At 67.8% G+C, this 23,328-nt stretch carries 24 protein-coding genes; 18 read left to right on the top strand and 6 right to left on the bottom strand.

Annotated features, from left to right (window positions below):
* Positions 1–5 precede the first annotated feature (5 nt).
* The 9 genes from ACTIFV_RS15920 to ACTIFV_RS15880 all read left to right on the top strand — a co-directional run bounded on the left by ACTIFV_RS15920 (position 6) and on the right by ACTIFV_RS15880 (position 9,866).
* Complete coding sequence (locus ACTIFV_RS15920; protein ID WP_439593776.1) at positions 6–1,481, top strand: family 43 glycosylhydrolase; 1,476 nt, start codon at positions 6–8, stop codon at positions 1,479–1,481.
* 85 nt (positions 1,482–1,566) lie between these two features.
* Positions 1,567–2,904 carry an ABC transporter substrate-binding protein gene (locus ACTIFV_RS15915; protein WP_439593775.1) on the top strand — a complete coding sequence of 446 codons (1,338 nt, stop codon included), beginning with the start codon at positions 1,567–1,569 and terminating at the stop codon, positions 2,902–2,904.
* A 70-nt stretch (positions 2,905–2,974) separates the two neighbouring features.
* Positions 2,975–3,856: a carbohydrate ABC transporter permease gene (locus ACTIFV_RS15910; protein ID WP_439593828.1), complete on the top strand. Its 882-nt coding sequence runs from the start codon at positions 2,975–2,977 to the stop codon at positions 3,854–3,856.
* Entirely contained in the window at positions 3,853–4,764 is a 912-nt protein-coding gene (locus tag ACTIFV_RS15905; protein WP_439593774.1) for a carbohydrate ABC transporter permease, read from the top strand. Before ACTIFV_RS15910 ends, ACTIFV_RS15905 begins: the two co-directional genes overlap by 4 nt.
* On the top strand, positions 4,761–5,780 hold the full coding sequence (locus tag ACTIFV_RS15900) for a LacI family DNA-binding transcriptional regulator (protein WP_439593773.1): 1,020 nt from the start codon (positions 4,761–4,763) through the stop codon (positions 5,778–5,780). The genes ACTIFV_RS15905 and ACTIFV_RS15900 overlap by 4 nt, the downstream gene beginning before the upstream one ends.
* Before the next feature lie 72 nt (positions 5,781–5,852).
* Positions 5,853–7,094, top strand: coding sequence for a glycoside hydrolase family 32 protein (locus ACTIFV_RS15895; RefSeq protein ID WP_439593772.1), 1,242 nt, complete (start codon positions 5,853–5,855; stop codon positions 7,092–7,094).
* Positions 7,091–8,077 (top strand): carbohydrate kinase family protein, encoded by a 987-nt coding sequence (locus ACTIFV_RS15890; RefSeq protein WP_439593771.1) that lies wholly within the window; start codon positions 7,091–7,093, stop codon positions 8,075–8,077. Before ACTIFV_RS15895 ends, ACTIFV_RS15890 begins: the two co-directional genes overlap by 4 nt.
* A gap of 277 nt (positions 8,078–8,354) precedes the next feature.
* On the top strand, positions 8,355–9,506 hold the full coding sequence (locus ACTIFV_RS15885) for an ice-binding family protein (protein WP_439593770.1): 1,152 nt from the start codon (positions 8,355–8,357) through the stop codon (positions 9,504–9,506).
* Between the two features lie 138 nt (positions 9,507–9,644).
* Positions 9,645–9,866, top strand: coding sequence for a hypothetical protein (locus ACTIFV_RS15880; RefSeq protein WP_439593769.1), 222 nt, complete (start codon positions 9,645–9,647; stop codon positions 9,864–9,866).
* 141 nt (positions 9,867–10,007) lie between these two features.
* On the opposite strand, the gene ACTIFV_RS15875 is transcribed toward ACTIFV_RS15880, so the two are convergent.
* Positions 10,008–10,463 (bottom strand): SRPBCC family protein, encoded by a 456-nt coding sequence (locus ACTIFV_RS15875; protein ID WP_439593768.1) that lies wholly within the window; start codon positions 10,461–10,463, stop codon positions 10,008–10,010.
* Between the two features lie 167 nt (positions 10,464–10,630).
* On the opposite strand from ACTIFV_RS15875, the gene ACTIFV_RS15870 reads away from it, so the two are divergent.
* The 8 genes from ACTIFV_RS15870 (at position 10,631) to ACTIFV_RS15835 (ending at position 17,722) form a co-directional block, all read left to right on the top strand.
* A complete protein-coding gene (locus ACTIFV_RS15870) occupies positions 10,631–10,933 on the top strand; it encodes a hypothetical protein (RefSeq protein ID WP_439593767.1) in 303 nt (100 codons plus the stop codon).
* Positions 10,930–11,403: a GNAT family N-acetyltransferase gene (locus tag ACTIFV_RS15865; RefSeq protein WP_439593766.1), complete on the top strand. Its 474-nt coding sequence runs from the start codon at positions 10,930–10,932 to the stop codon at positions 11,401–11,403. The genes ACTIFV_RS15870 and ACTIFV_RS15865 overlap by 4 nt, the downstream gene beginning before the upstream one ends.
* A gap of 105 nt (positions 11,404–11,508) precedes the next feature.
* A complete protein-coding gene (locus tag ACTIFV_RS15860; protein WP_439593765.1) occupies positions 11,509–12,309 on the top strand; it encodes an SDR family NAD(P)-dependent oxidoreductase in 801 nt (266 codons plus the stop codon).
* A gap of 14 nt (positions 12,310–12,323) precedes the next feature.
* Positions 12,324–13,220: an SDR family oxidoreductase gene (locus ACTIFV_RS15855; RefSeq protein ID WP_439593764.1), complete on the top strand. Its 897-nt coding sequence runs from the start codon at positions 12,324–12,326 to the stop codon at positions 13,218–13,220.
* A gap of 31 nt (positions 13,221–13,251) precedes the next feature.
* Positions 13,252–14,217, top strand: a complete 966-nt coding sequence (locus tag ACTIFV_RS15850; RefSeq protein ID WP_439593763.1) for an LLM class F420-dependent oxidoreductase — start codon at positions 13,252–13,254, stop codon at positions 14,215–14,217.
* Between the two features lie 21 nt (positions 14,218–14,238).
* Entirely contained in the window at positions 14,239–14,412 is a 174-nt protein-coding gene (locus tag ACTIFV_RS15845; RefSeq protein ID WP_439593762.1) for a hypothetical protein, read from the top strand.
* 6 nt (positions 14,413–14,418) lie between these two features.
* Entirely contained in the window at positions 14,419–16,227 is a 1,809-nt protein-coding gene (locus tag ACTIFV_RS15840; RefSeq protein ID WP_439593761.1) for a glycoside hydrolase family 15 protein, read from the top strand.
* A 190-nt stretch (positions 16,228–16,417) separates the two neighbouring features.
* Entirely contained in the window at positions 16,418–17,722 is a 1,305-nt protein-coding gene (locus ACTIFV_RS15835) for a cyanophycinase (RefSeq protein WP_439593760.1), read from the top strand.
* Positions 17,723–17,849: 127 nt separating this feature from the next.
* Here ACTIFV_RS15835 and ACTIFV_RS15830 read toward each other — a convergent pair whose 3' ends face one another.
* From ACTIFV_RS15830 to ACTIFV_RS15810, 5 genes are all read right to left on the bottom strand, one after another.
* Entirely contained in the window at positions 17,850–18,710 is an 861-nt protein-coding gene (locus tag ACTIFV_RS15830; protein WP_439593759.1) for a MurR/RpiR family transcriptional regulator, read from the bottom strand.
* Positions 18,711–18,742: 32 nt separating this feature from the next.
* On the bottom strand, positions 18,743–19,942 hold the full coding sequence (locus ACTIFV_RS15825) for a M20/M25/M40 family metallo-hydrolase (RefSeq protein WP_439593758.1): 1,200 nt from the start codon (positions 19,940–19,942) through the stop codon (positions 18,743–18,745).
* Positions 19,943–20,740 (bottom strand): amino acid ABC transporter ATP-binding protein, encoded by a 798-nt coding sequence (locus ACTIFV_RS15820; RefSeq protein ID WP_439593757.1) that lies wholly within the window; start codon positions 20,738–20,740, stop codon positions 19,943–19,945.
* 5 nt (positions 20,741–20,745) lie between these two features.
* Positions 20,746–21,684 (bottom strand): amino acid ABC transporter permease, encoded by a 939-nt coding sequence (locus ACTIFV_RS15815; RefSeq protein ID WP_439593756.1) that lies wholly within the window; start codon positions 21,682–21,684, stop codon positions 20,746–20,748.
* 92 nt (positions 21,685–21,776) lie between these two features.
* Positions 21,777–22,748, bottom strand: coding sequence for an ABC transporter substrate-binding protein (locus ACTIFV_RS15810; RefSeq protein WP_439593755.1), 972 nt, complete (start codon positions 22,746–22,748; stop codon positions 21,777–21,779).
* A gap of 217 nt (positions 22,749–22,965) precedes the next feature.
* Between ACTIFV_RS15810 and ACTIFV_RS15805 the strand changes: the two genes are divergently transcribed.
* The gene (locus tag ACTIFV_RS15805; protein ID WP_439593754.1) at positions 22,966–23,322 is read left to right on the top strand and encodes a YciI family protein; all 357 of its coding nucleotides are present in this window, start codon (positions 22,966–22,968) and stop codon (positions 23,320–23,322) included.
* The last annotated feature ends 6 nt before the right edge of the window (positions 23,323–23,328 follow it).

Here is a 23,328-nt window from a genome sequence, read left to right as displayed (position 1 = left end):
TGTTCATGGATCAGCGAGGCTTCTATCGCCCAGAGGGCGCGTGGGTGGGAGATGTCATCCCGTGGCAGGAGGACGGGGTCTTCCACCTCTTCTACCTGTACGAGTCCCGTCGCACCCCGAAGGAGGGGATGCCGTGGCACAGGCTCGTGAGCGATGACCTTGTCCACTTCACAGGCACCGGCTCCGCGATCGCGTCCGGAGGCTCGGATGCTGCGGATTTCAACATCTACACGGGGAGCATCGTCCTGGACTCCGATGGGGTCCACCACGCCTTCTACACGGGTCAGAATCCCGATCGCCGTGGCGTTGACGGACGAGCGCTTCAGCTGGTCATGCATGCCACCAGCGACGATGGCATGCGTTCGTGGGAGCGTCATCCGGACGACACGTTCGGCGCGACGGCCGGCTACGAGACGGCCGACTGGCGTGATCCCTTCGTCTTCTGGGATGCCGAAGGCGGGGTTTGGCGGATGCTGATCACCGCCCGCCACGCGAAGGGGCCCGACCGGCGTCGCGGCGTGATCGCGCAGTGCACATCCGCCGATCTGCGTTCCTGGACGCCCGCGGCGCCGTTCTGGGACCCGCGCCGGTACATCGCACACGAGTGCCCCGAGGTGTTCGAGTGGAACGGGTGGTGGTACCTCGTCTACTCGGAGTTCAGCGAGTCCTTCACGACCCGCTACCGCATGGCGCGCAGCCTTCACGGCCCGTGGCTCGTGCCACCGCACGACTCGCTCGACGGCCGCGCGTACTACGCCGCGAAGTCCGCCGCACGCGACGGACGTCGCTTCTTCTTCGGGTGGATCGCGTCGCGCGACGGGGCCATCGACGACGGTGCCTGGCAGTGGGCGGGCACGCTTTCGGTGCTGGAGGCGGAACAGCGTGCGGATGGCACGCTGCGGTTCCACCCGCCGCGGGAGTTCGCCGGCACCTTCGACCTGCCCGAGCCCGGACTCGCGGGCGGCACGGTCCTGTCCGCGCCTGACGGATACGCGGATGCGGTGGTCCCCGTCGTCGCGCCGCCCTCGTTCCTCCTCCGAGCTCGACTCGATATCTCGGTCGGGACGACGGAGTGCGGCGTCCTCCTCCGTGCGAGCGACGATGGCGACGAAGGGTACGTCCTGCGTCTCGAGCCAGGCCGCGGGCGCCTGGTGTTCGACCGCTGGCCGCGCCGCGGCACCGGCTCGGAGCAGTGGCAGATCTCGGGAGACGTGCCGCACTTCGTCGAACTAGAGCGCCCCGCCCGCATCGAGCCCGGCGTGCACACTCTCGAAGTCATCGTCGACGGCGACCTCTGCGTGGCGACCCTCGATGACTCCGTCGTGCTGAGCACGCGACTGTACGACCGCCCGAGCGGTCGGGTCGGCGCATTCGTCGGCGAAGGGTCAGTCGTCGTCTCCGAGTTCACCGTCCGATCGCCGCGACTCGATTCCCCGTCGGTGGAGCGTTCCGCGAACGAGTTCGCCACCACCGACGCCTGAAGACACCGATGCAGATGACCCGCACACCCGACACCCGGATTCCCGTTCCTCACCCGCCCGCGACACAATCAATGGAGATCACGCAATGAACATCCCACAGCGCACCGCGACCCTCGCCGCCCTCGCTCTGGCCGCATCCCTCGTCATGACGGGATGCGCCGGGTCGTCGGGCGGTGCCGACCCGACCGACGTCAATCCCGACGGCGAGATCACCCCACGCGAGATCTCATGGCTGCTCTCCCGGCCCGCGGACGGCGGCGTCATCACCGCGATGCAGCAGATCGCCGACGAGTACGCCACCGATCACCCCGGCTTCGCACTCAATCTGATCACCACGCCGGACCGCCCCTCGTACATCCAGAAGTACGAGACGCTGGCGGCGGCGAACAAGCTGCCTGAGCTGTTCGACACCGATGCGACCCCGTTCGCGCAGAAGCTCGCCGGCCAGGGGAAGATGGTCGACGTGGACCTGCTGCTGGAAGACCTCGGGCTGGCAGACGAGTACCGTGAGGCGGCGCTGAACTATCAGCGCTTCGACGACGGATCGCTCTACATGGTGCCGTTCGAGTTCCAGCTCGAATTCTTCTGGTATAACACGGCGCTGTTCGAGCAGGCCGGGGTTCCGATCCCCGCGACGCTCGACGACTTCGCTGCGACGTGCGAGGCGCTGCGCGCCAAGGGTGTCACCCCGATCGCGCTGGATGGTCAGGACCAGTGGCCGCTGGAGCGATACATGGCGTACTACCCGTTCCGGCTCGCCGGCCCCGAGTACGTCCAGAAGCTCAAGGCGGGCGACGCATCCTTCGGCGATGAGGCCGGTCGCGCCGCTGCCGAGTGGCTGTACGGCCTCGGCCAGGCGGGCTGCTTCCAGGAGGGCTTCTCGTCGACCGGATACGCCGACGCGCAGGCTCTGTTCACGTCCGGCAAGGCCGCTATCTACAACATCGGCACGTGGGAGCTCGGCAACCTCGCCACCGACGCGCTCGACGCCGGTGTCAGGGACGACGTCGACTACTTCACTCTGCCCACCATCGAGGGTGCCGTCACGGACGACAACGAGTACGTCACTCCGTCCGGTATCGGCATGGCCGTGAATGCCCAGACCTACGACCCGCTCGTGCGCGACTTCCTCGCGTTCGCTCTGGAGCGCTACCCCGAGGTGTACACCGCCTCCGGTGCGCTGTCGCCCACGAGCGGCGTCGACCCGGTGATCCCCGACAATGCCACACCGCTGTACGGTCGCGCCGTCGAACAGTCCGCGGAGGTGGGGCCCGCGATCGCGATGCCGTGGGACACGCAGCTGGACCCTGCGACCAACACGCGACTGCAGCAGGAGCTCACGCTGCTGGTGCAGGGCGACATCACGCCGGACGAATTCATCGAGACGATGGATGCCGCTCTCGCGGAGAACGTCGGTGACTGACACCGCCGAAGCCGGGGTGCGCGCGGTCCGTCCGCGCGCGCCTCGGCGCCGCCCCTCGATGAGGTCGTCGATGCTGCCGCGTCGGTCCGCGCTGTCAGTGGTCGTCTTCCTCGTCCCGCCGCTCGTGCTCTACGGGGTCGCGGTCCTCCTGCCGATCCTGCAGTCGCTCGTCCTCAGCGTCTTCCGGTGGGACGGCATCACCGACATGGTCTTCGTCGGGTTCGACAACTACGTCAAGATGTTCACCCGCGACGACGTGTTCTGGACGGCCTTCGGCAACGCGCTCGGCTACCTCGCGATCTGCCTCGTCCTCCAGTTGGGCGGCGCGCTCGCCGTCGCGGGGCTGCTCACGGCACTGCCGCGGGCGCGTGAGCTCGTCAAGACCCTCTATCTGCTGCCCGCGGTCATCTCGACTGTCGCGATCGCCTTCCTCTTCGTGCGGATCTACTCGCTCGAGCCGGTCGGACTGCTCAACCAGTTGCTCGCCTGGGTCGGTCTGGAAGGCCTCCAGACCGCATGGCTCTCGAACGTGCAGACGGTTCTGGCTGCCGTCTCGATCCCCGAAGGCTGGCGATTCACCGGCCTCTACATGCTCATCATCTACGCCGCGTTGATCGCGGTGCCGAAGGAACTGGAAGAGGCGGCGCGACTGGACGGTGCGTCGTGGTGGCAGACCTTCTGGCGGATCCGGTTCCCCTATATCCGCCCTGTGTGGATCACTACGACGATCATGGCGACGACTTTCGCCTTGCGCGGCTTCGACATCCCCTACCTGCTCACCAACGGCGGCCCCGGTCAGTCCTCCGAGCTGCTCACCACCTACATGTACAAGACGGCCTTCGTCCACACAGATTACGGCTACGCCAGCGCCATCTCGGTCTTCATCGTGGTCGAGTGCCTCGTCGCTGTCGGCCTGATCATCGCGCTGCTTCGCCGGAGGAACGAATCATGACCGCTCCCGTCCTGGACCGCCCGATCGCGACCGGCAGCGCCCGAACCCCCGAGGCTCCACCGCGCGGAGCGGGGACGCATCGCCTTCGCGTGCAGCGCACGCTGCTGACGGTCACCGTCGTCCTGATCGTCATCGTGCAGGTGTACCCGCTGCTGTGGCTGTTCCTCACGAGCTTCCGCACGGCATCCGATTTCGCCGGAGGGAACCCCTTCGCCTTCCCGTCGGAGTTCACGCTCGACAACTACGCGCGGGCGTTCTCCACGGGCAACCTCTGGCTGAACATCGTCAACAGTCTGATCGTCACCCTCGGCGCGAGCGCGCTCATCGTGATCGCCGGGATGATGGCGGCATACGCACTGCAGGTGCTCGGATTCCGCTTCAGCAACCTCGTGCGGGCGCTCTTCCTGCTCGGGATCATCGTGCCCGTGCAGATCGCACTCGTGCCGTTGTTCATCGACTATGCGCAGGTCGGCCTTCTCGACACCCACCTGTCGATGATCGTGCCTCTCGCCGCATTCTCACTGCCGATGGCGATCTACCTGTTCTCATCCTTCTACGAGTACATTCCTCGAGAGATGTACGAGGCTGCATCGCTGGACGGCGCAGGTCCGTACCGGATCTTCGCGCAGATCACCTTCCCACTCTCCGCCAACACGATCATCACGGTCGTGCTGGTGAACAGCATCTTCATCTGGAACGATTTCATCTTCGCGAACACGTTCGTTCTCTCCGATGGATTGAAGACGATCCCGCTCGGCCTGCAAAACTACATCGGAGCGATGGGCAACACCGACTGGACAGCGACGTTCGCCGCCGTGTGTGTGACGGTGACACCCCTGCTGCTGGTCTTCCTCGTGCTCAACAAGGCCATGATCAACGGACTGGAAAGCGGAGCCACCAAGGGATGAGCTCGACTGGGCGCGGCACGAATGGACCTGCCGTCACGATGCGCGATGTCGCCAAGGCGGCCGGGGTCTCAGTGGCGACTGTCTCTCACGTCGTGAACGACAAGGCTGGAGCACGCATCGGCGAGGACGCTCGGCGGCGCGTGCAGGACGCAGTAGCCGAGCTCGGCTACCGCCCGAACGCGCTCGCCAAGACGCTGTCCCAGGGCGGGTCGCGCTTCATCGGACTTGTGGCCGACGCGATCGCGACGACTCCGTTCGCCGGGCAGATCATCCACGGTGCGCAGGACGAGGCGTGGAAGCACGGCTATGTGCTGCTGGTGGCCAACACCGAGGGCGATCCGGCGGTGGAGGATGACGTCATCTCGATGATGCTCGAACACCAGGTGCACGGCATCCTCTACTCCACGTGGTATCACCGAGAGATCGTCGTTCCGGCGATGCTTCAGCAGACCGATACCGTGTTGGTGGATTGCTTCGCTGCGGATGCGGCCCTGCCGGCGGTCGTGCCCGACGAGCGGCAGGGAGGACGGACGGCGACCGAACTCCTGCTTGACGCAGGGCACCGCCGCGTCGCGTTCATCAACACCACGAGCCCGTCCCCGGCGAGGACCGACCGACTGGCCGGATATCGGGACGCCCTCGCGTCCGCCGGGATAGATTTCGACGAGGCTCTCGTGGTCGAGGCCGAGCCTCAGCAGGAGGGGGGCTACAGCGCCGCGGCAGAGATCGTGCGCACCAGAGCCACCGCGGTGTTCTGTCACAACGATCGGGTCGCGATGGGTCTGTACGACGGGCTGCGCGAGCGCGGACTGCGCATCCCGGAGGATATCGCGGTCGTCGGGTTCGACAACCAGGATGTGATCGCGGCCCACCTGAGGCCTCCGCTGACCACGGTCGCCCTGCCGCACTACGAACTCGGCGCGGCGGGCGTACGCATCCTGCTCGGCATCGATGCCCCCGCTGGGGGGTCGACGCTGGTCACCTGCCCGCCGGTCCTTCGCGCGTCCATCGCCTGATCTGCGGCCGGGTATGCGCTCGGAACATCGTCCTCACTAGGACAATCCACCCCCATCGAGAAGGAATCGACGATGCGCCCGCAGTTCCATTTCACCGCTCAGTCGGGCTGGATCAACGATCCCCACGGCATCACCTTCCGCGACGGCGGCTACGACTCCTTCTTCCAGTACGTGCCGGGGCGCACGACGTGGGCGCCCGACTGTCACTGGGGTCACGCCCGTGGCACCGATCTGTTCTCGCTCGAGGAACTGCCCGTGGCGATCGCACCAGGAGAGGGCGACGGTGGGATCTGGACCGGCTCGTTGGTCACCGGAGTCGACGGCGGCACCCGCATCTTCTACACCTCGACCTCGCAGCCGAACATCGGGATCGGCCGGGTCCGCGTAGCGACACCCGATGACGACGAGTGGATGTCGTGGACCAAGGGCGAGTTCGTCGTGGACGCCCCGACAGGTCTCGATCTCGTCGCCTACCGCGACCCGTTCTTGCGGTCGGACCTCGACGGCTGGCGCATGTTCGTGGGAGCGGGTGACAGGGCGGGTACGGCGATGGCGCTCAGCTACCGCTCTGACGACCTCGAGAACTGGGCGTACGAGGGTGTCGCGCTCGAACGCTCCACGAACGAGACCGCAGACGTATGGATGGGCGCTCTTTGGGAGTGCCCTCAGATCATCGACGTCGAGGGGCGAGCCGTCATGGTCTCGTCGGTCTGGGAGGCCGACGCGCTGCACTACGCCGGCTACGCGATCGGTGTGTACCAGAACGGCCGATTCGTCGCCGAGCGCTGGGGTCGGCTCACCTGGGGTGACAGCTATTACGCACCCTCCTACTTCCGCGACGATCAGGATCGCCCCTGTCTGATGTTCTGGATGCGGGGCATCGCGGACTTCGATGCCGGATGGGCGAGCGCGCACAGCATCCCTTATGTCCTGACAGTCGAGGACGACGTGCTGGTCGCCGCACCGCACCCGGACATCGAGCGCTACCGGTCACCCGAAGCATCCGGTCTCGCCGCTGACATCTCCTGGACTCCCGACACCGCCGGCCTGAACATCTCCTCTGGCGGGGACGCCGTGGCATCGCTTGAGCTCAGCAGCCCCGAGGAGCTGACCCTCCGCATCGGCGAGGCCGTGCACTCGTTTCCCGTCTCGGGTGACGTGCGTGTGATCGTCGACGGGCCGGTCCTCGAGGTCGCGAGCCGTGGCGGGCTGTTCGGGTCGGCCGTCGCGCCCCACGGCGAAGCGTTGCTCGTGCGAGCCGGTGACGCGTCGGAGATGACCGTGCACCCCCTTACGCGTCAGGGCGTGTCGTGACCTCGCAAGGGAGTGATGCGACTGGGGTGTCGGATGACGGTGTCCTCGTCATCGGCGAAGCGCTCATCGACATCGTGGTCCCCGCAGACGGTCGGAGGCAGACCGAACACGTAGGCGGATCACCCGCCAATGTTGCGCTGGCACTCGGCCGGCTCGGCGACCGAGTGAGCCTCTTCACCGCGATCGCCGACGATCCGCGAGGCAGGCGAATCGCCGACCACCTGGGTTCTGCGGGCGTCGCGATCGATCCTGCGTCGTGGAGTTTGGATCGCACATCGACGGCCCTCGCCCGCATCGCTGCGGACGGGTCAGCACGATACGAGTTCGATGTGACCTGGACTCTCCCCGAGGTTCCGATCGTGCGCAATCCGGTCGTCCACGTCGGGTCGATCGCGGCGTTCGTCCGGCCCGGCGCCGAAGCGGTGCTCGCCGCCATCCGGAATGCGCCGAACGGCACCGTCGTGTCCTTCGACCCCAACATCCGTCCGGCTCTCATCGGTGAGCGCCTCTCCGCCGTCATGCAAGTGGACGCGCTCGCAGCTCTCGCCGACATCGTCAAGCTGAGCGACGAGGACGCGGAGTGGCTCTACCCTGGCTGGGAAATCGATGCGGTGGTCGATCGGCTGCTGGCGATCGGCGCCGGTGTGGTCGCCGTGACGATGGGTGGTGACGGCGCCATCGTCGGCTCAACCTCAGGGCGGGTGACTGTCCCGGCTGCAAGGGTGCAGGTGCGCGATACGGTCGGCGCGGGGGACACGTTCTCAGCAGGATTGATCGACGCCGTCCTGCGCGACCCCCACCTGTTGCTGACACCGGATGCCGAGGCGCTGGCTGCCCTTGGACGCCACGCCACTGCTGCCGCAGCGATCACGGTTCAGCGTGCAGGTGCAGACCCGCCCACTCGTCGAGACCTGCTGCGGGCAGTGCGAGCGGACGCCGTCCGTCGCGGAATGACCGGCGGGGTCGGGCTCTTTGCGTTCTGAGGTGAAGAGTTCTGCACTGTTCCTGGCGTGCTCTGCGGCAAAACCTCACGCGCGCGGGTTCAATCCCCTCCGTCTCCTCCCCATCGAGCCGCCCTTCCCCCGGCCCCGCCTCCGTTGCGTCGCGGCTGCGTTCGTCCAGGAACGCGATTGTCTCGTTTGTGCTGTCAGTTGCTTCGGTTCTCGTTCTGGAAGACATCCGCGTGGTACTTCTTAGGTAGGCGCAGATCCTGTCGACATCGCGACGACCTTTGTTCCTCCCTATCTGAAGGGATCGAACATGGTCCAGGTATCAGTACGTGTCAGAAGCGCATCCCTCGCGGTGCTTGCCGCCTGCCTGTTGCTCGCGCCGGCGACCGCGGCCCGGGCGGCGACTTCCATCGATGGGCCGGTCGACCTGGGTACGGCCGCCCCATATGCGGTCCTCGCAGGATCGACCGTGACGAACACCGGTCCATCGATCTTGAACGGCGATATCGGGCTGAGTCCGGGATCGTCCGTCACCGGATTCCCTCCCGGCATCGTAAACGGCGTTCCGCACGTCACGGACACCGTCGCCGCGCAGGCGCAGCTGGATCTGACCACGGCGTACAACGTGGCGGCGAGCCTGACACCCATCGCGGTCGGTCTGGGCGATCTCACTGGGGCGTCACTGACTCCCGGCGTCTACTCCGGCGGAGCACTGTCGCTCAGCGGTGCTCTGACGTTGGCCGGCACCGCCGAGTCCGTCTGGGTCTTCCAGGCCGCATCCACGCTCACCATCGGCTCGGGCGCGATCATCACCGTGACCGGCGGAGCGAACGCCTGCAACGTGTTCTGGCAGGTCGGCACCTCCGCCACTCTCGACCCGGGTGCGCAGTTCACGGGTACCGTCATGGCAGCCCAGACGATCACCGCGGCCACGGCCGCCACCATCACCGGCCGACTCCTCGCCCGCAGCGGCGCGGTCACCCTCGACACGAACACCATCACCGCCCCGACCGGATGCGCGGCGGGGACCGTCTCCACGAGCCCGACGATGACCTCCGGCCCACCGCCCGATGGGGACACCGGCGCCGTCTACTCCCACACGATCACCGCCACGGGCACACCCGCGGCGACGTACGCCGTCTCATCCGGCGCACTCCCCACCGGTCTCACGCTCGACACCGTGACCGGCCTGCTGTCGGGGCAACCCACCACGCCGGGGAGCTACAGTTTCGAGATCACCGTGAGCAACGGAACGAGCCCGGATGCGGTCGCGAGCTACACGATCAGCATCGCGGAAGTTGGGGTGCCGTCAGCATCCGGGGCAGCGCTCGCGTACTCCGGCGTCGACGCGCGCCCAGCCGTCCTCATCGCCGGCATCCTCACGACCCTCGGCATGAGCCTGCTCTTCTACGCGCACAGTCCGGGGTTCCACCGTCGACCGACCAGCCGCCGTTCTCGCTGACACCGTCGACGCGTCGCTCATGGTTTCTCCTTCTCCTTCGATCCGCCCGCCTTCGGAATGTCGGCCCCGGTCTACCACGCCCGACAGCGAGAAGCCATGGGGTCACCGGACTCGGCGCCGATGCGTAGCGTCGCGACCATGAGCGACATGACCCCACCTGTACCCGCAGACGACGCGATGACGCCGGAGCAGATGCGGCGCGATCAGCTGTTGGCCGCGCCGAACGCCGTGGAGAGCGACGCCGACCCTCGCATCCAGATCACCGAGCACGACGGCATCACACGCGTCGACATCCTTCCCGACGCGGATGTGCGGCCGGGGAATCCCTACGCCGAGCCGGGCGAGGGGACGCGGTCGTGAGGACCTCGACGTGGCAGGGGCGCCCGTAGAGCGAACGTCGAGACGGTACCGGGTCCTGGCAAGGGGAGCCGACGGACCGGGCGATGGACCTGCGTGATGAGCAGGTCGCACCCGCTCATCACGCAGAGATCGTCCGGCGTTCTACGCGTCGACGTCGCTGCGCCATTCGCCGGTCGGGCCGCCCTGCTTCTCGATGAACTCCTTGAAGTTCTTGAGGTCCTTCTTGACAGCGTGCCCGCCGACGCCGACCAGCGAACCGAGCTTCTCGAGTAGCCCCTCGGGCTCCCAGTCCAATTGCACGGTGACACGACTCGTCGTGTCGGTGAGCTTGTGGAAGGTCACGACACCGGCGTGCTCGGTGTCTCCGCCGGTGCTGGTCCACGCGACACGCTCGTCGGGATGCTGCTCGGTGATCTCGGCGTCGAACTCGCGCTCGAATCCTCCGACCTTGACCTTCCAGTGCGTGTGGGTGTCATCGGTCTGGGTGATGGACTCGACCTCATCGAGGAACTTCGGGAAGCTCTCGAACTGGGTCCACTGGTTGTAGGCGGTGCGGACGGGGACGTCCACGTCGATGGTCTCGATGATCTGGACCATGGGGTGCTCCTCACTGCTCGGCGATCGTGTGCTCCATCACACTCGACATCGCGTATTCCACCCTCGGGGTTGACAGCATCCCGTAAGGGGTCCGCTCCTTCGTGCAGCCACCTCCGACCGTGTCAACCCCAGCGCTCGACACCCCATCGGCTCCTACCGTTGCCAGCATGAACGCCGACGACAAAGCCCGGTTCGCGGCCGGCGAGACCGATGAGATGCCTCCTGCGCCCGACAGCTCCGCATTGAGCGCAAGCGACGCGGTGCGCAAAGACATGACGTACAGCCCGGCGAGCGAGACCGAGACACAGCAGAAGCAGACCGATCCGGTGCCCGACTCGATCGACGAAGACATCGACCGCGACGCCATCCGGACGGTGCCGGGTACCGGCGGTCCCGATGACACCGGCGATGTCGACGTCGACCCGGAGGATCTGAACCTCCCTGGACGTGGTGCGAGTAGCGTCGAGTGAGCACCGGCGACGGCCTGCAGCTCACGCCCATCTCGATCGATGACGCGGGTGAAGTGCTCACGATCCAGCGCGCGGCGTTCGTCTCGGAGGCCCTGATCTACGGGTCGGTCGACATGCCGCCCCTCACGCAGACGCTCGAGGCGCTGCAGGCGGAGCTGCGCGACGCCTACGGCTGGGTCGCCCGGCTCGACGGGCGACTCGTGGGCGCCATCCGGGGGCGCATGGACGGTGACCTGCTGCTCATCGGACGCATCGCGATCGCGCCGGACGTGCAGGGCGAGGGTGTGGGCAGCGCGCTCCTGGAGGCTGCTGAGGCCCACAGCGGCGCCCGTGAGGCGGAACTGTTCACCGGAAGCCTCAGCGAGGCCAACATTCGCCTGTACGAGCGGAACGGCTACGTCGAGACGCAGCGGGTGGATCAGGGCGGGGGCATCGAAGAGGTGTACCTGCGCAAGCGACTCGCCCCATAACCCGCGCGGGTCACGTGGTCAAGGTCCCTCAAGGATTCGCGCCCCGTCCGTAGCGTGAGCAGAGGCGAACCCGCCGACGCGATTCGCCGGAGCGAGGAGTGGAACATGGATCTCGGCATCACCGGGCGCACAGCGCTGATCACGGGCGGCGACTCGGGCATCGGCTGGCACACCGCGCGTCTTCTGCTCGAAGAGGGCGTGACGGTCGTCATCAGCGACCAGGATCCCGACGCTCTCGCCACCGCCGCCAAGAGACTCGCGGCGGACGAGGGCACGCTCTTCGCGTTCGATGCCGATATCACGAGCGTCGACTCGCTCGCGCAGCTCCACGAGAAGGTGCAGGATGCCGTGGGCGACATCGACATCCTCGTGCAGTCCGCCGGCGTGACCGGCGCTCAGGGGCTGTTCCACGAGATCACCGACGAGGGCTGGACGAAGACGATCGAGACCGACCTGATCGGCCCGGTCCGCCTCGTCCGCCAGTTCCTCCCGTCCCTGCGCAAGGGAGGCTGGGGGCGACTCGTGTTCCTCGCCTCGGAGGACGCCGTCCAGCCGTACGACGACGAGCTCCCCTACTGTGCGGCGAAGGCCGGCATCCTGGCCCTGTCCAAAGGACTGTCCCGCTCGTACGCCTCCGATGGGCTCCTCGTGAACGCGGTCTCGCCCGCCTTCATCCACACCCCCATGACCGACGCGATGATGCGCAAGCGCGCCGACGAGCTGGGCACCACACCGGCCAAGGCGATCCGATCGTTCCTCGCAGAGGAGCGTCCGCACATGGAGCTCGGCCGACGAGGCGAGCCGGAGGAAGTGGCATCCGTCATCGCCTTCCTCTGCTCGGATCGCGCCTCGTTCGTCAACGGCTCCAACTACCGGGTCGACTCCGGCTCGGTGGCCACCATCTGAAGACCTGGAGATCCATGTCCCGCGACCAGTACACGTTCACCGACCCGGCGAAGCTCTATGCAGACATCGAGCCGGAGAAGCAGCATCAGCCCGAGCCGGGACTCGATGCGCAGCTCACGCCGCGCGCCGATCTCGGCGAGGACACCTATCGGGGGACCGAACGACTCGTCGGCCGGAGGGCGCTCATCACGGGAGGCGATTCGGGGATCGGCGCAGCGACGGCGATCGCGTTCGCGCGCGAGGGCGCGAGCGTCGCACTGTCGTACCTCCCGAGCGAGGAGGAGGATGCGCAGCGGATCGCGAGCATCATGCGCGACGCGGGTGCGACGGTTGCGACGATCCCCGGCGATCTGCGCGACGCCCAGTACTGCCGGGACCTGGTCGCCCGCACGGTCGAAGAGCTCGGCGGTCTCGACATCGTCGTCAACAACGGCGGCAAGCAGATCTACAACGAAGATCTCACGACCCTGAGCGACGAGCAGTTCGACGACACCTTCAAGACCAACGTCTACGCGATGTTCTGGATCACGAAGGCCGCGCTGCCGCACCTCCCCGCAGGATCCGCGATCATCAACACGACATCGATCCAGGCGTACAGCCCGTCCGACATCCTGGTGGACTACGCCTCGACCAAGGCGACGATCAACGCGTTCACGAAGGCACTCGCCCAGCAGCTCGCGCCGAAGGGGATCCGTGTCAACGCCGTGGCGCCCGGCCCGATCTGGACACCGCTGCAGGTGACCGACGGCCAACCGCAGGAGAAGATCGCCGAGTTCGGCGAGGACACCCCGCTCGGGCGCATGGGGCAGCCCGCGGAGCTCGCGCCGGCGTATGTGTTCCTCGCATCCGCCGAATCGAGCTACGTGGTCGGCGAAACGCTCAACGTCAACGGCGGAAAGCCCACCCCGTGACCACGCACGATCGAGAGAAGAGGAGTCGACGATGACACGTTTCGGATACACGCTCATGACGGAGCAGAGCGGTGCGCGCGACCTGGTGCGCTACGCCGTCGCGGCGGAGGAGGCCGGCTTCGACTTCGAGGTCTCGAGCGACCACTACTCCCCGTGGCTCACGAGTCAGGGCCACTCGCCCTACGCGTGGACGATGCTCGGGGCGGTCGCGCACGCGACGTCCAGAGTCGAGCTCATGACGTACGTCACGTGTCCCACCATGAGGTACCACCCCGCCGTGGTCGCGCAGAAGGCGGCGACCCTGCAGGACCTCGCCGAGGGACGCTTCATCCTCGGACTCGGCTCGGGCGAGAACCTCAACGAGCACGTCGTCGGCGAAGGCTGGCCGTCGGTGAGCGCCCGGCAGGACATGCTCGTCGAGGCGATGAAGATCATCCGTGAGCTGCACACGGGTGAACTCACGACGTGGGAGGGCGACTACTTCCGAGTCGATTCCGCACGCATCTGGGATCTGCCCGATCAGGTCATCCCGATCGCCGTCGCGGTGTCGGGAGACGAGTCCATCGAGCGGTTCGCCCCGCTGGCGGAGCATCTCGTCGCCGTGCAGCCCGACAAGGACGTGATCGACAAGTGGGATGCCGAGCACGACGGCGGCTCGCGCAAGATCGGGCAGATCCCGATCAGCTGGGATCCCGACGAGAAGACCGCGGTCGCCCGCGCTCACGACCAGTTCCGCTGGTTCGGAGGCGGATGGTCCGTCAACGCCGATCTCCCGACCCCCGCCGGATTCGAAGGTGCCAGCCAGTTCGTGAGGCCCGAGGACGTCGCGGAAGCCATCCCGTGCGGTCCCGATCTCGACAGGATCGTCGCGGCCGTGAAGGAGTACGTGGATGCCGGATTCACGGACGTCGCCCTCGTCCAGGTGGGCGGCGACACGCAGTCGGCGTTCCTCGACGGCCCTGCGACCGAGCTCCTCGAAGAGCTGCGCGCCCTCTGAGGCATCCAGAGAGGAGACACCATGAGCACGGAACCGAAGGACGGCGTCCACAAGGACGACGAGCCGCCGCGCGCCGAAGAGGTCGTCGCCGATGAGGACCTGACACTGCCTGGATCGCTCGAGAGCATCGAAGGGTCTTCTGCGTCGCCCTATCCCGAGGATCCCGGCGACCCGTCTCCGGGCCGGAAGCCCTGACGGACGGTGGCGCGCGCGACCCCCAGGGACGATGAGCGTCCGCCGGGCGAGGAGCTGAGCTCCTACGCGCCGATCGGCGACGGTCGAACTGTCGCACTCATCGGGATGCGCGGGCAGGTCGACTGGCTGCCGATTCCCAACCTCAGTTCGCTACCCGTCTTCGCGCGGTTGATCGACGACGAGACGGGGGGATGCATCGAGCTCGAGCCGGTCGACGAGTACACCGTGACGCGCAGGTACGTCGCCGGAACGAACGTCCTGCGGACCACCTTCACCACCGCGAAAGGGAAGGCGACGGTCACGGATGCCCTCGTGACGGGTGTCGCGGGAAGGCTGCCCTGGGCGGAGCTCGCGCGGCGTGTCGACGGCGTCTCGGGCGCGGTCGCGTTCGCGTGGCGCGTGCGACCGGGGACATCCCTCGGCACGGCCTCGCCCTGGATCGAGCGGCGTGAGAGCGGACCGGTCATCCGGTCGGGTGAGACGTCGATCGCGGTCGTCGGCAGCGACCACGGGCAGCGATCCGCGAGCCCCGAGGGCTACCCCGAGATCTCCGGACGACTCACGACGAAGAAGGGATCACGGCACCTTCTGATCGTCGTGGCGACCCACGACGAACCCGTGCATCTGCCCGACCCCGCGATCGTGGACGAAGGAATCGACCGCACGATCGCGGCGTGGCGCACGTGGTCGAGAGAGTTCTCGTACGACGGTCGCTGGCCTTCTCAGGTGCAACGCAGCGCTCTCGCGCTGAAGCTCCTCATCTTCAGCCCGAGTGGAGCGATCGCGGCGGCGGCGACCTCGTCCCTCCCCGAGAGCCCTCGGGGAGAGAAGAACTGGGACTACCGCTTCGCGTGGGTGCGGGATCTCGCCTACACGACGCACGCGCTCGTGCGTTTCGGTCTGCGCGAGGAGACCCACGCGGCGATCTCGTGGCTTCTGCGAACGATCCGCGACAACGGCCCCGAACTGCACATCTTCTACGGTCTCGACGGAGACGTGCCGGCGGGGGTGCGCGAATACGATGTCGCCGGCTGGCGCGGCCTCGGACCGGTCGTGACCGGAAACCCCGCGCAGGGGCAGCTGCAGCTCGGGGTCTTCGGTGATCTGATCGGGGTCTGCCGCACATACGTCGACGCCGGGAACGTGCTCGACGTCGCGACCGGACGCATGCTCGCCGAGATCGCCGACCGCACGTGCGATCTCTGGCGCAATCGCGACGCCGGCATGTGGGAGCTGCCCGAACTGCAGCATTACACGTCGTCGAAGATGGGATGCTGGCAAGCCCTCGATGACGCGATCCACCTCGCCGAAGCAGGTGAGATCGCCGGGAGCATCGACCGGTGGAAAGCGGAGCGGCAACGCGTCCGCGAATGGATCGACCAGCACTGCTGGTCCGACCAGCGGTCGTCGTACCTCATGTACCCCGGATCGGACGACCTCGACGCATCGGTCCTCCTTCACGCACTCAGTGGATTCGACCGCGGCGACCGCATGTCGACGACGATCGATGCGCTGACCGCCGAGCTGGGTTCCGGCGCCCACCTCTACCGGTACTCCGGCATGCAGCACGAGGAGTTCGCGTTCGTCGCGTGCGGATTCTGGCGTGCTGCGGCCCTCGCCTGCGTGGGCCGCGGGGGCGAGGCTGTGGCGGCGATGGACGATCTCGTCGGCCAGGGCAACGACGTGTCGATCTTCGCCGAGATGATCGACCCCGCCAGTGGGGAGTTCTGGGGCAACCTCCCTCAGGCGCTGAGTCATCTCGCGCTCATCGACGCGGCGATGACCATCGACGAGCTGGTCCCAGGCGGGCCGTGAACGACAGTGCGTGGTCGCGTGCTCGTCGCGACCCGCCCGACCCTCGGCTGCGGCGCGCCCGGTGTCGCGCGATCAGCCGCAGCTCCTGAGCGCGTCAGGTGGTCCGCTCCAGCCGAAGAGGTGATTGTAATGCGCGTTAGATTCATGTCAGAATCAGCGCATTCTGTATCACTTGTTCCAAGGGAGAACCATGCACCGTCACACCATCGGCATCGTTGCCGTCCTCGGCGCGACCGCGCTCGCGGTCGGTCTGGGCGGCCCTGCGGTCGCCGCGCAGCCGTCACCGAAGAAGCTCGCACCGCACGCCGTGCTGATCGGCGGAAACCTGCAGGAGAACGCCGACATCCTGCAGAGCATCGTCGATCTGGCCGACCCCGACGGCAAGGGCCCGCTGAAAGCGCGCATCGCGATCGTATCCGCAGCGGCATCCCCCGCCCGCAACGCCGTCGACGCCGCCGATGCGGATCTCAACAACGCCGCCGCGAACGGTCTCTACTACGGTGCGCTGTTCGCCAGGTTCGGCGCAGACACCTACGCGGTGCCGATCGACGGCGGTGTCGACTACGAAGGCGACCCCTACACCCCGGACAACGCCGACAGCGCGGCCGTCGCTGCGGAGGTCGCGGCATCCACCGGCGTCTTCTTCGGCGGCGGAGACCAGATGCGCTACGTGCGTACGCTGTTCGAATGCGCGGATGCTGAGCTCGAGGCGTTCACCGACTGCACGGACACCCCGGTCATGAAGGCGATCCGCGACGTCGCGGCGCGCGGCGTGGTCGCAGGCGTGAGCGCCGGCCTCACGATCCAGCAGGGCCCCGATATGATCACCGGCGGCGAGTCCTACCAGTCATGGCGGGATGGCGGCACCCCCGGATACCTGGACGACGCGGACGCTCTCGGTTCTCTGCCGTACGGCGGATTCGGCTTCGTCGACGGTGTGCTGCTCGACAGCCACTTCACGACCTGGGGCCGCCAGGGTCGTGCCGTCAAACTCGCGCTCGAGACGGGCAATCCCTACGTGCTGGGCGTGGACGAGACCACGGCCGTCGTCCTCGACCGGAAGAAGCGCGAGGGCTACGTGATCGGCGAGCACGGGGCCTCTCTGATCGATGTGCGCAGTGCGGTGGTCACCGAGGCGGGTGTCGAGGGCGTGCGCTGGAGCTATCTCAACGCCGGCGACCGGATCGACCTCGGCAAGAAGGTCAAGGTCGATCAGGGCAAGGGCGCGAAGAAGCTCAAGACCCAGGGTGCGGTCCCGGCTGTCCAGACCGACACGTGGGACTCGATCGACGGCGAGGGCGGTGTCTACTCGCTGCGCGACCTCGCCCAGCAGGTCGTGGCCTCGTCCGTCGGCGTCGGCGTCGGCCTGTCGCTCGAGACCGGACCCCAGTTCGCGACGACCCTCGTGCGCGACGGCAAGACCGCGGCATGGACGACCAAGGCGGGCAAGGTCTCGTTCAGCCAGCTGCAGATGGTGATCGCGCAGGTCGGCTGACCGCGCTTCCCACCACGGCCCGGGCCGGTCTGGAACAGGAGACCGGTCCGGGCTCGTTGTCGATGCCAGGACCTGCGCCATGCGCTCCCCGTCGGATCGCGGCAGCGCCGCCGCGATGTGGATCCGATCAGTACAGGCCCAGATCGGTCGCCGTGCGGTCGGCGCGCGCCATGCGCTTGGTCGCCGCGTCACCCAGCGCCTCGAAGCATCCGGCCACCACGGTCTCGACCAGTGCCATCACGGGGGTCAGCGCATCGAAGGGCGAGGGCGCCCTCGTCTCGCTCGTGAGAACGACGTCGGCCACGGACGAGATCGGCGACAGCCACGCGTCGGTGAAGAGGATGATCGAGGCCCGCCTCGCCCGCGCGTGCCGCGCCAGGAGGAGCGTCTCGTCCTCGTAGCGGCGGTAGTCGAAGAGCACCATGACGTCGCGTCGGCCGAGGTCCTCCAGCACCGCGGCGCGTGTCGACGGCAGGTCGGGCAGCATCTGGACGCGCGGACGCAGCTGCTGCAGGTGCAGGGCGAGTGCGCGTCCGAGAAGCTGAGAGTAGCGTCCGCCGGAGATGTGGATGGCCCCCTGCGCTTCTGCGAGCAGCGAGATGCACCGTTCGAGATCGTGCGTCGTGAGGCCCTCGAAGGTGCGGCGCAGCGTGTCGACGGCGATGGATGCGGCGCGGTCTCGCAGGGAGGTCTCGGTGCCGGGCTCCGCGCCCTGGCGGGACTCATAGATGCGCAGTGGCGAGGCCGACCGCTCGTCGAGATCGCGCCGCAGTGACTCCTGGAAGTCCGGGAAGCCCTTGTAGCCGAGGCGATTCACGAACCGGATGACCGTCGGCCCGCTGACGCCCGCGCGCTCTGCGAGCTTGGCCACCGTCTCGAAGCCGGCCGACGGATAGGCGGCGAGAAGGACCCGTGCGACCTTGCGCTCGGCGGGTGAGCACTCACCCATGCCGCGCCTGATCGCGTCGGCGACGCCGGTCTCAGCCATCTCTCGTACCTCCCGTCTCGACAGTAGTGCCCTCACCCCGTGGCGACTCGGATGATGAGGCCCGCCAGCAGCGCGATGCGGGCGGGGGCGCTGTCGATGTCGAGCCACTCGCCGGGAGCGTGGTCGTCGCCGCCGATCGGCCCGAGGCCGTCCAGCACCGGCACCCCGGTCGCGGCGACGAAGTTCGCGTCCGAGGCGCCCCCGGTCGTGGCCCCCGCGACCTCGATGCCGAGCTCGCGCCCGACCTCGACCGCGAGACCGAGGAGAGCATCGGTCGAGGCCGTGCGCTCGAGCGGCGGGCACACGGCGACGCGCGCCGTGGCGATCGTCGCCCCGGCGGTCACCGGCTTCGACGCCCGGCTCTCGATGGCGGTGAGCGTCGCGTCGAGGTCATCGACAGTGGCCGCACGCACCTCCCCGTGGATCTGGGCCGACGCGGGCACCACGTTCGCGCGGTCGCCCGAGCGGATCATGCCCATGTTCACGTGCAGCCCCGGCTTGCTCCCCGAGAGCGCTTCGGCCTCCAGCAGCAGGTGCGCGGCCTCCACGGCGGCGCTCACGCCGCGCTCCGGATCGACACCCGAATGGGCGGCCCGCCCTCGCACGTCGATGCGGATGTCGGCGACCCCCTTGCGCGCGACCACGAGGTCGCCGTTCTCTCGCGCGCATTCCAGGCAGAACGCGGCATCCATTCCCGCCGCGATGCCGCCGAGGATTCCCTGCGATGCGGGAGAGCCGATCTCCTCGTCGGGTGTGAAGACGAGGACGAGCTCGGCGAAGTCGTCGAAGCCGCTCTCCGTGACGATCTGCGCACCGTGGATCGCCGCGAGCAGCCCGCCCTTGTCGTCGCTCACTCCCGGGCCGTAGGCGCGGCCGCCGCACTCGCGGTAGGGCCGCTCGGCGGCCGTGCCGTCGGCGAACACGGTGTCCATGTGCGCGAAGAGCAGGATGCGACGGATGCCGCGTCCCCGTCGCCGCGCGACGATCACGCTGCCGAACTGGTGGCCCTGGACGGGAGCGGTGCTCACGCGCTCGACGGCGAAGCCGAGATCGCGGAGCCGCGCCGTGCACCAGGCGCCCACGGCCTCCACCCCGGCCGTGTTCCACGAGCCGGAGTCGATGCCCACGAGCGTGGTCAATTCGCGGCGGAACTGCCCCGACAGGCCCTCTGCGCGGGCGCGCAGCTCAGCGACCCCGGGCGTCGATGCGCGCACCGGGTGAACAGCCGACATCTACAGCACCTTGGCGAGGAAGGACTGGGTGCGCGACTCGCGCGGACTGCCGAAGACGTCGGCCGGTGAGCCCTGCTCCACGATCACGCCGCCGTCCATGAAGACCGCCACATCGCCGACCTCGCGGGCGAAGCCGATCTCGTGGGTCACCACGATCATGGTCATGCCGTCGGCGGCGAGGCGCCTCATGACGTCGAGCACGTCGCCGACGAGTTCGGGATCCAGCGCAGACGTCGGCTCGTCGAAGAGCATGACCTCGGGCTCCATGGCGAGGGCCCGAGCGATCGCGACGCGCTGCTGCTGACCCCCCGACAGCGCACTGGGGTAGGTGTGCGCCTTGTCGGCGAGACCGACCCTCTCGAGCAGTTCCAGTGCCTGCGCCTTCGCCTCCGCCGACTTTCTGCCGAGGACCTGCGTGGGGGCCTCGATCACGTTGTCGAGGGCGGTCATGTGCGGAAAGAGGTTGAAGCGCTGGAAGACCATGCCCACCTTGCGGCGCTGGGCGGCGACATCCTTCTCGCGCAGTTCGTAGAGCCTGCCGCCGCGCTCGGCGTAGCCGACGGTCTCGCCTGCGACGCGGATGATGCCGGCGTCGATCTTCTCGAGGTGGTTGATGCATCGCAGGAACGTGGACTTGCCCGAGCCGCTGGGCCCGAGGAGACAGGCGACCTGGCCGCGCTCGACCTGCAGGCTGATGCCCTTGAGCACTTCGAGCGATCCGAACTTCTTGTACACGTCCTGCGCGTCGATGATCGCGGTCGTCGCGGTGTCGATCGGCGCCGCTGAGGGGAGGGTCATGGTGGTCACTTCTTTCCGCCCTTCCAGGCCTGCAGCACGCGGGTCACGCTGCTCTCGCGGGCGCCGGCGACCCCGCGTCCGAACCGGCGCTCGAGCCACGCCTGCGGAACGGCGAGGATGCTGGTCAGCACCAGATACCAGATGGCTGCCACGATGAGCAGCGGGATGATCTTGAAGTTCTGCGCGTAGGCGGCCTGCAGATTCGACATGAGGTCGCGACCCGCGATGACCGAGACCAGTGCCGTCGTCTTGAGCATCGTGATCACCTCGTTGCCCATCGGCGGGACGATCACGCGCATCGCCTGCGGCAGGACGATCCGGCGGAGCGTGCGCCCCGGCGACATGCCGAGCGAATGGGCGGCCTCGGTCTGGCCGTTGTCGACGGACTGGATGCCCGCCCGCACGATCTCGGAGGCGTAGGCCATCTCGTTGAGACCGAGCGCCAGAAGGGCGGCGACCGTCGCCGGGATGAGGTCGGATGTCGAGACCGACCAGAACTCGATGCTCGTGAACGGGATGCCGAGCACGATCTTGGGGATGAACGCGCCGATGAAGCCCCAGAAGATCAGCTGCAGCAGGACGGGCGTGCCGCGGAACACCCAGACGAAGAGCCCGCTGACGACCCGCAGGACCGGGTTCGGCGAGAGGCGCATGACGGCCACGACGATGCCGCCCGCGAGACCGATCGCCATCGCGCTCACCGTCAGGAAGATCGTGGTGGCCAGGCCCTGCAGGGTCAGGGGCGCGAACAGGTACTCGCCGACCGTCGGCCAGTCGAGGTTGGGGTTCTGTACGACGGAGAAGAGGAACGCCGCCGTGGCGATGCCGACGATGCCGGCCGAGATCCAGCGGCCGGTGTGGCGGAGCGGAACCGCCTGGATCCGTGCCGGGCCGTTCGTGTGGGGAGTGGGCGTCGGTGCGACCCGCTGCGACGTTGCAGTCATGATCCTCCTCGATGAGGTGGCGCCGCTGAGGCGCCGGTGAATGGAGAGAGTGCCGGTGCGGCCGTGGGGGGCGGCCGCACCGGCGGAGGGCGCTAGGAGGCTGCGCCGTTGATGGTGGCTTCGTCGATGCCGATTCCCTCGACGCCGAACTCGGCCAGGATCTTGTTGTAGGTGCCGTCGTCGATCAGTGCCTGAAGCGCCGCCTGGATGGCCTCGGCGAGCTCTTCGTTCTCCTTGAGGACCCCGATGCCGTTCAGGGTGGCGTTGTAGCCGTTCGGCGACGTCGGATCCTCGATGACCTCGAACGTCGCGCCGTCGTTGGTCGTCTTGGCGACGAACCCGGCGCTGGGCTTGGTGAGCAGCGACGCGACCGCTTTGCCGGCCGTGATGGCGAGCTGCGCGTCGGAGTCGGAGGGGAACTCCGACAGTGCGATCGGGTCGAGGCCCTCGGCGGCGCACTCGGCCTGCCACGTGTCGTTGACGAGGTCGACCTGGCTGGTCGCGCCCTGAACGGCGACGTCCTTGCCGCACAGGTCGAGGTACGTCTCGATGTCCTCGGGGTTGCCCGCCGCGGTCAGGATGCCGGTGCCCGACGCGGAGTAGTCGACGAACGTGAGCACATCCATGCGCTCGACGCTCGAGGTCATGGCCGACAGGGTGACGTCGAAGTTGCCCGCCTGGAGCGCGGGGATGATGCCGTCGAAGCCCTGCTGCGCGAAGTCGAACTCGATGCCGAGCTTGGCGCCGATCGCCTGGCCGAGGAGCACATCGACGCCGGTGAGTTCTTCCGAACCCTCCTCGACGAAGAACTCGAACGGCGCGTAGGGGGCGTCGGTCGCGACGGCGACCGCGCCGGCATCGCGGATGTCGGCCGGCAGGAGTGCGCGGGCGTCTTCGTCGACGGTGATCGAGACGCCGGCGATCTCGACGCCGTCGGGCGCCGAGCCGGAGTCGGTCGTCGTCTCGCCGGCGGCGGACGTGCAGCCGGCGAGGAGGATGCCGACAGCGGTGAGTGCGGCGGCAACGGTGCCGACGCGGCGGGCGGGGGTGCGGAGCAGTTCCATGGGAGGACCTTTCTCGGGTTCCTATCGCTGAGCGACGTTCTCTGATCCTGTAACAAAAAGTACAGAAGCGCCAGCATGTAATCAATCTGTAACACACGTGTCGCGCCGGTGATTTCGAACAAGTTCCGCCGTTTGTCGAGATGGACGCTTCCTGTGCGTCTCCCTGGTGCGCCACACCGGCGCGAGCAGACATGATCATCGGAAGAAGGAGACCACCATGCAGTACGCAATCCTGGCCGTCGAAGCGGACGCCGACTTCGATGCCCGCAACGACCCCGCGCTCGCCGAGTCGTACTGGGCATCGTGGGCCAGCTACGTCGCAGCGCTGGGGGAGAGCGGCGTCATGACGGCCGCAGCGGGACTCCAGCCGCCTCAGTCGGCCACGACCCTGCGGGCGCGGGGCGGTTCGACGAGCGTGCAGGACGGACCCTTCGCCGATGCCAAAGAGCATCTCGGAGGGATCTTCCTCATCGACGTCCCCGACCTCGACACCGCCATGGAGTGGGCGGCGCGGTGCCCGGCGGCGGTCAACGGCAGCGTCGAGGTGCGCCCGATCCTCCCGTCGATGGGGTGAGGTCGT

Source organism: Microbacterium sp. (assembly GCF_051860965.1).
Classification (GTDB): Bacteria; Actinomycetota; Actinomycetes; order Actinomycetales; family Microbacteriaceae; genus Microbacterium.
Note: the sequence above shows the minus strand (reverse complement) of the source record. Positions and strands in the feature narration are given on the sequence as shown.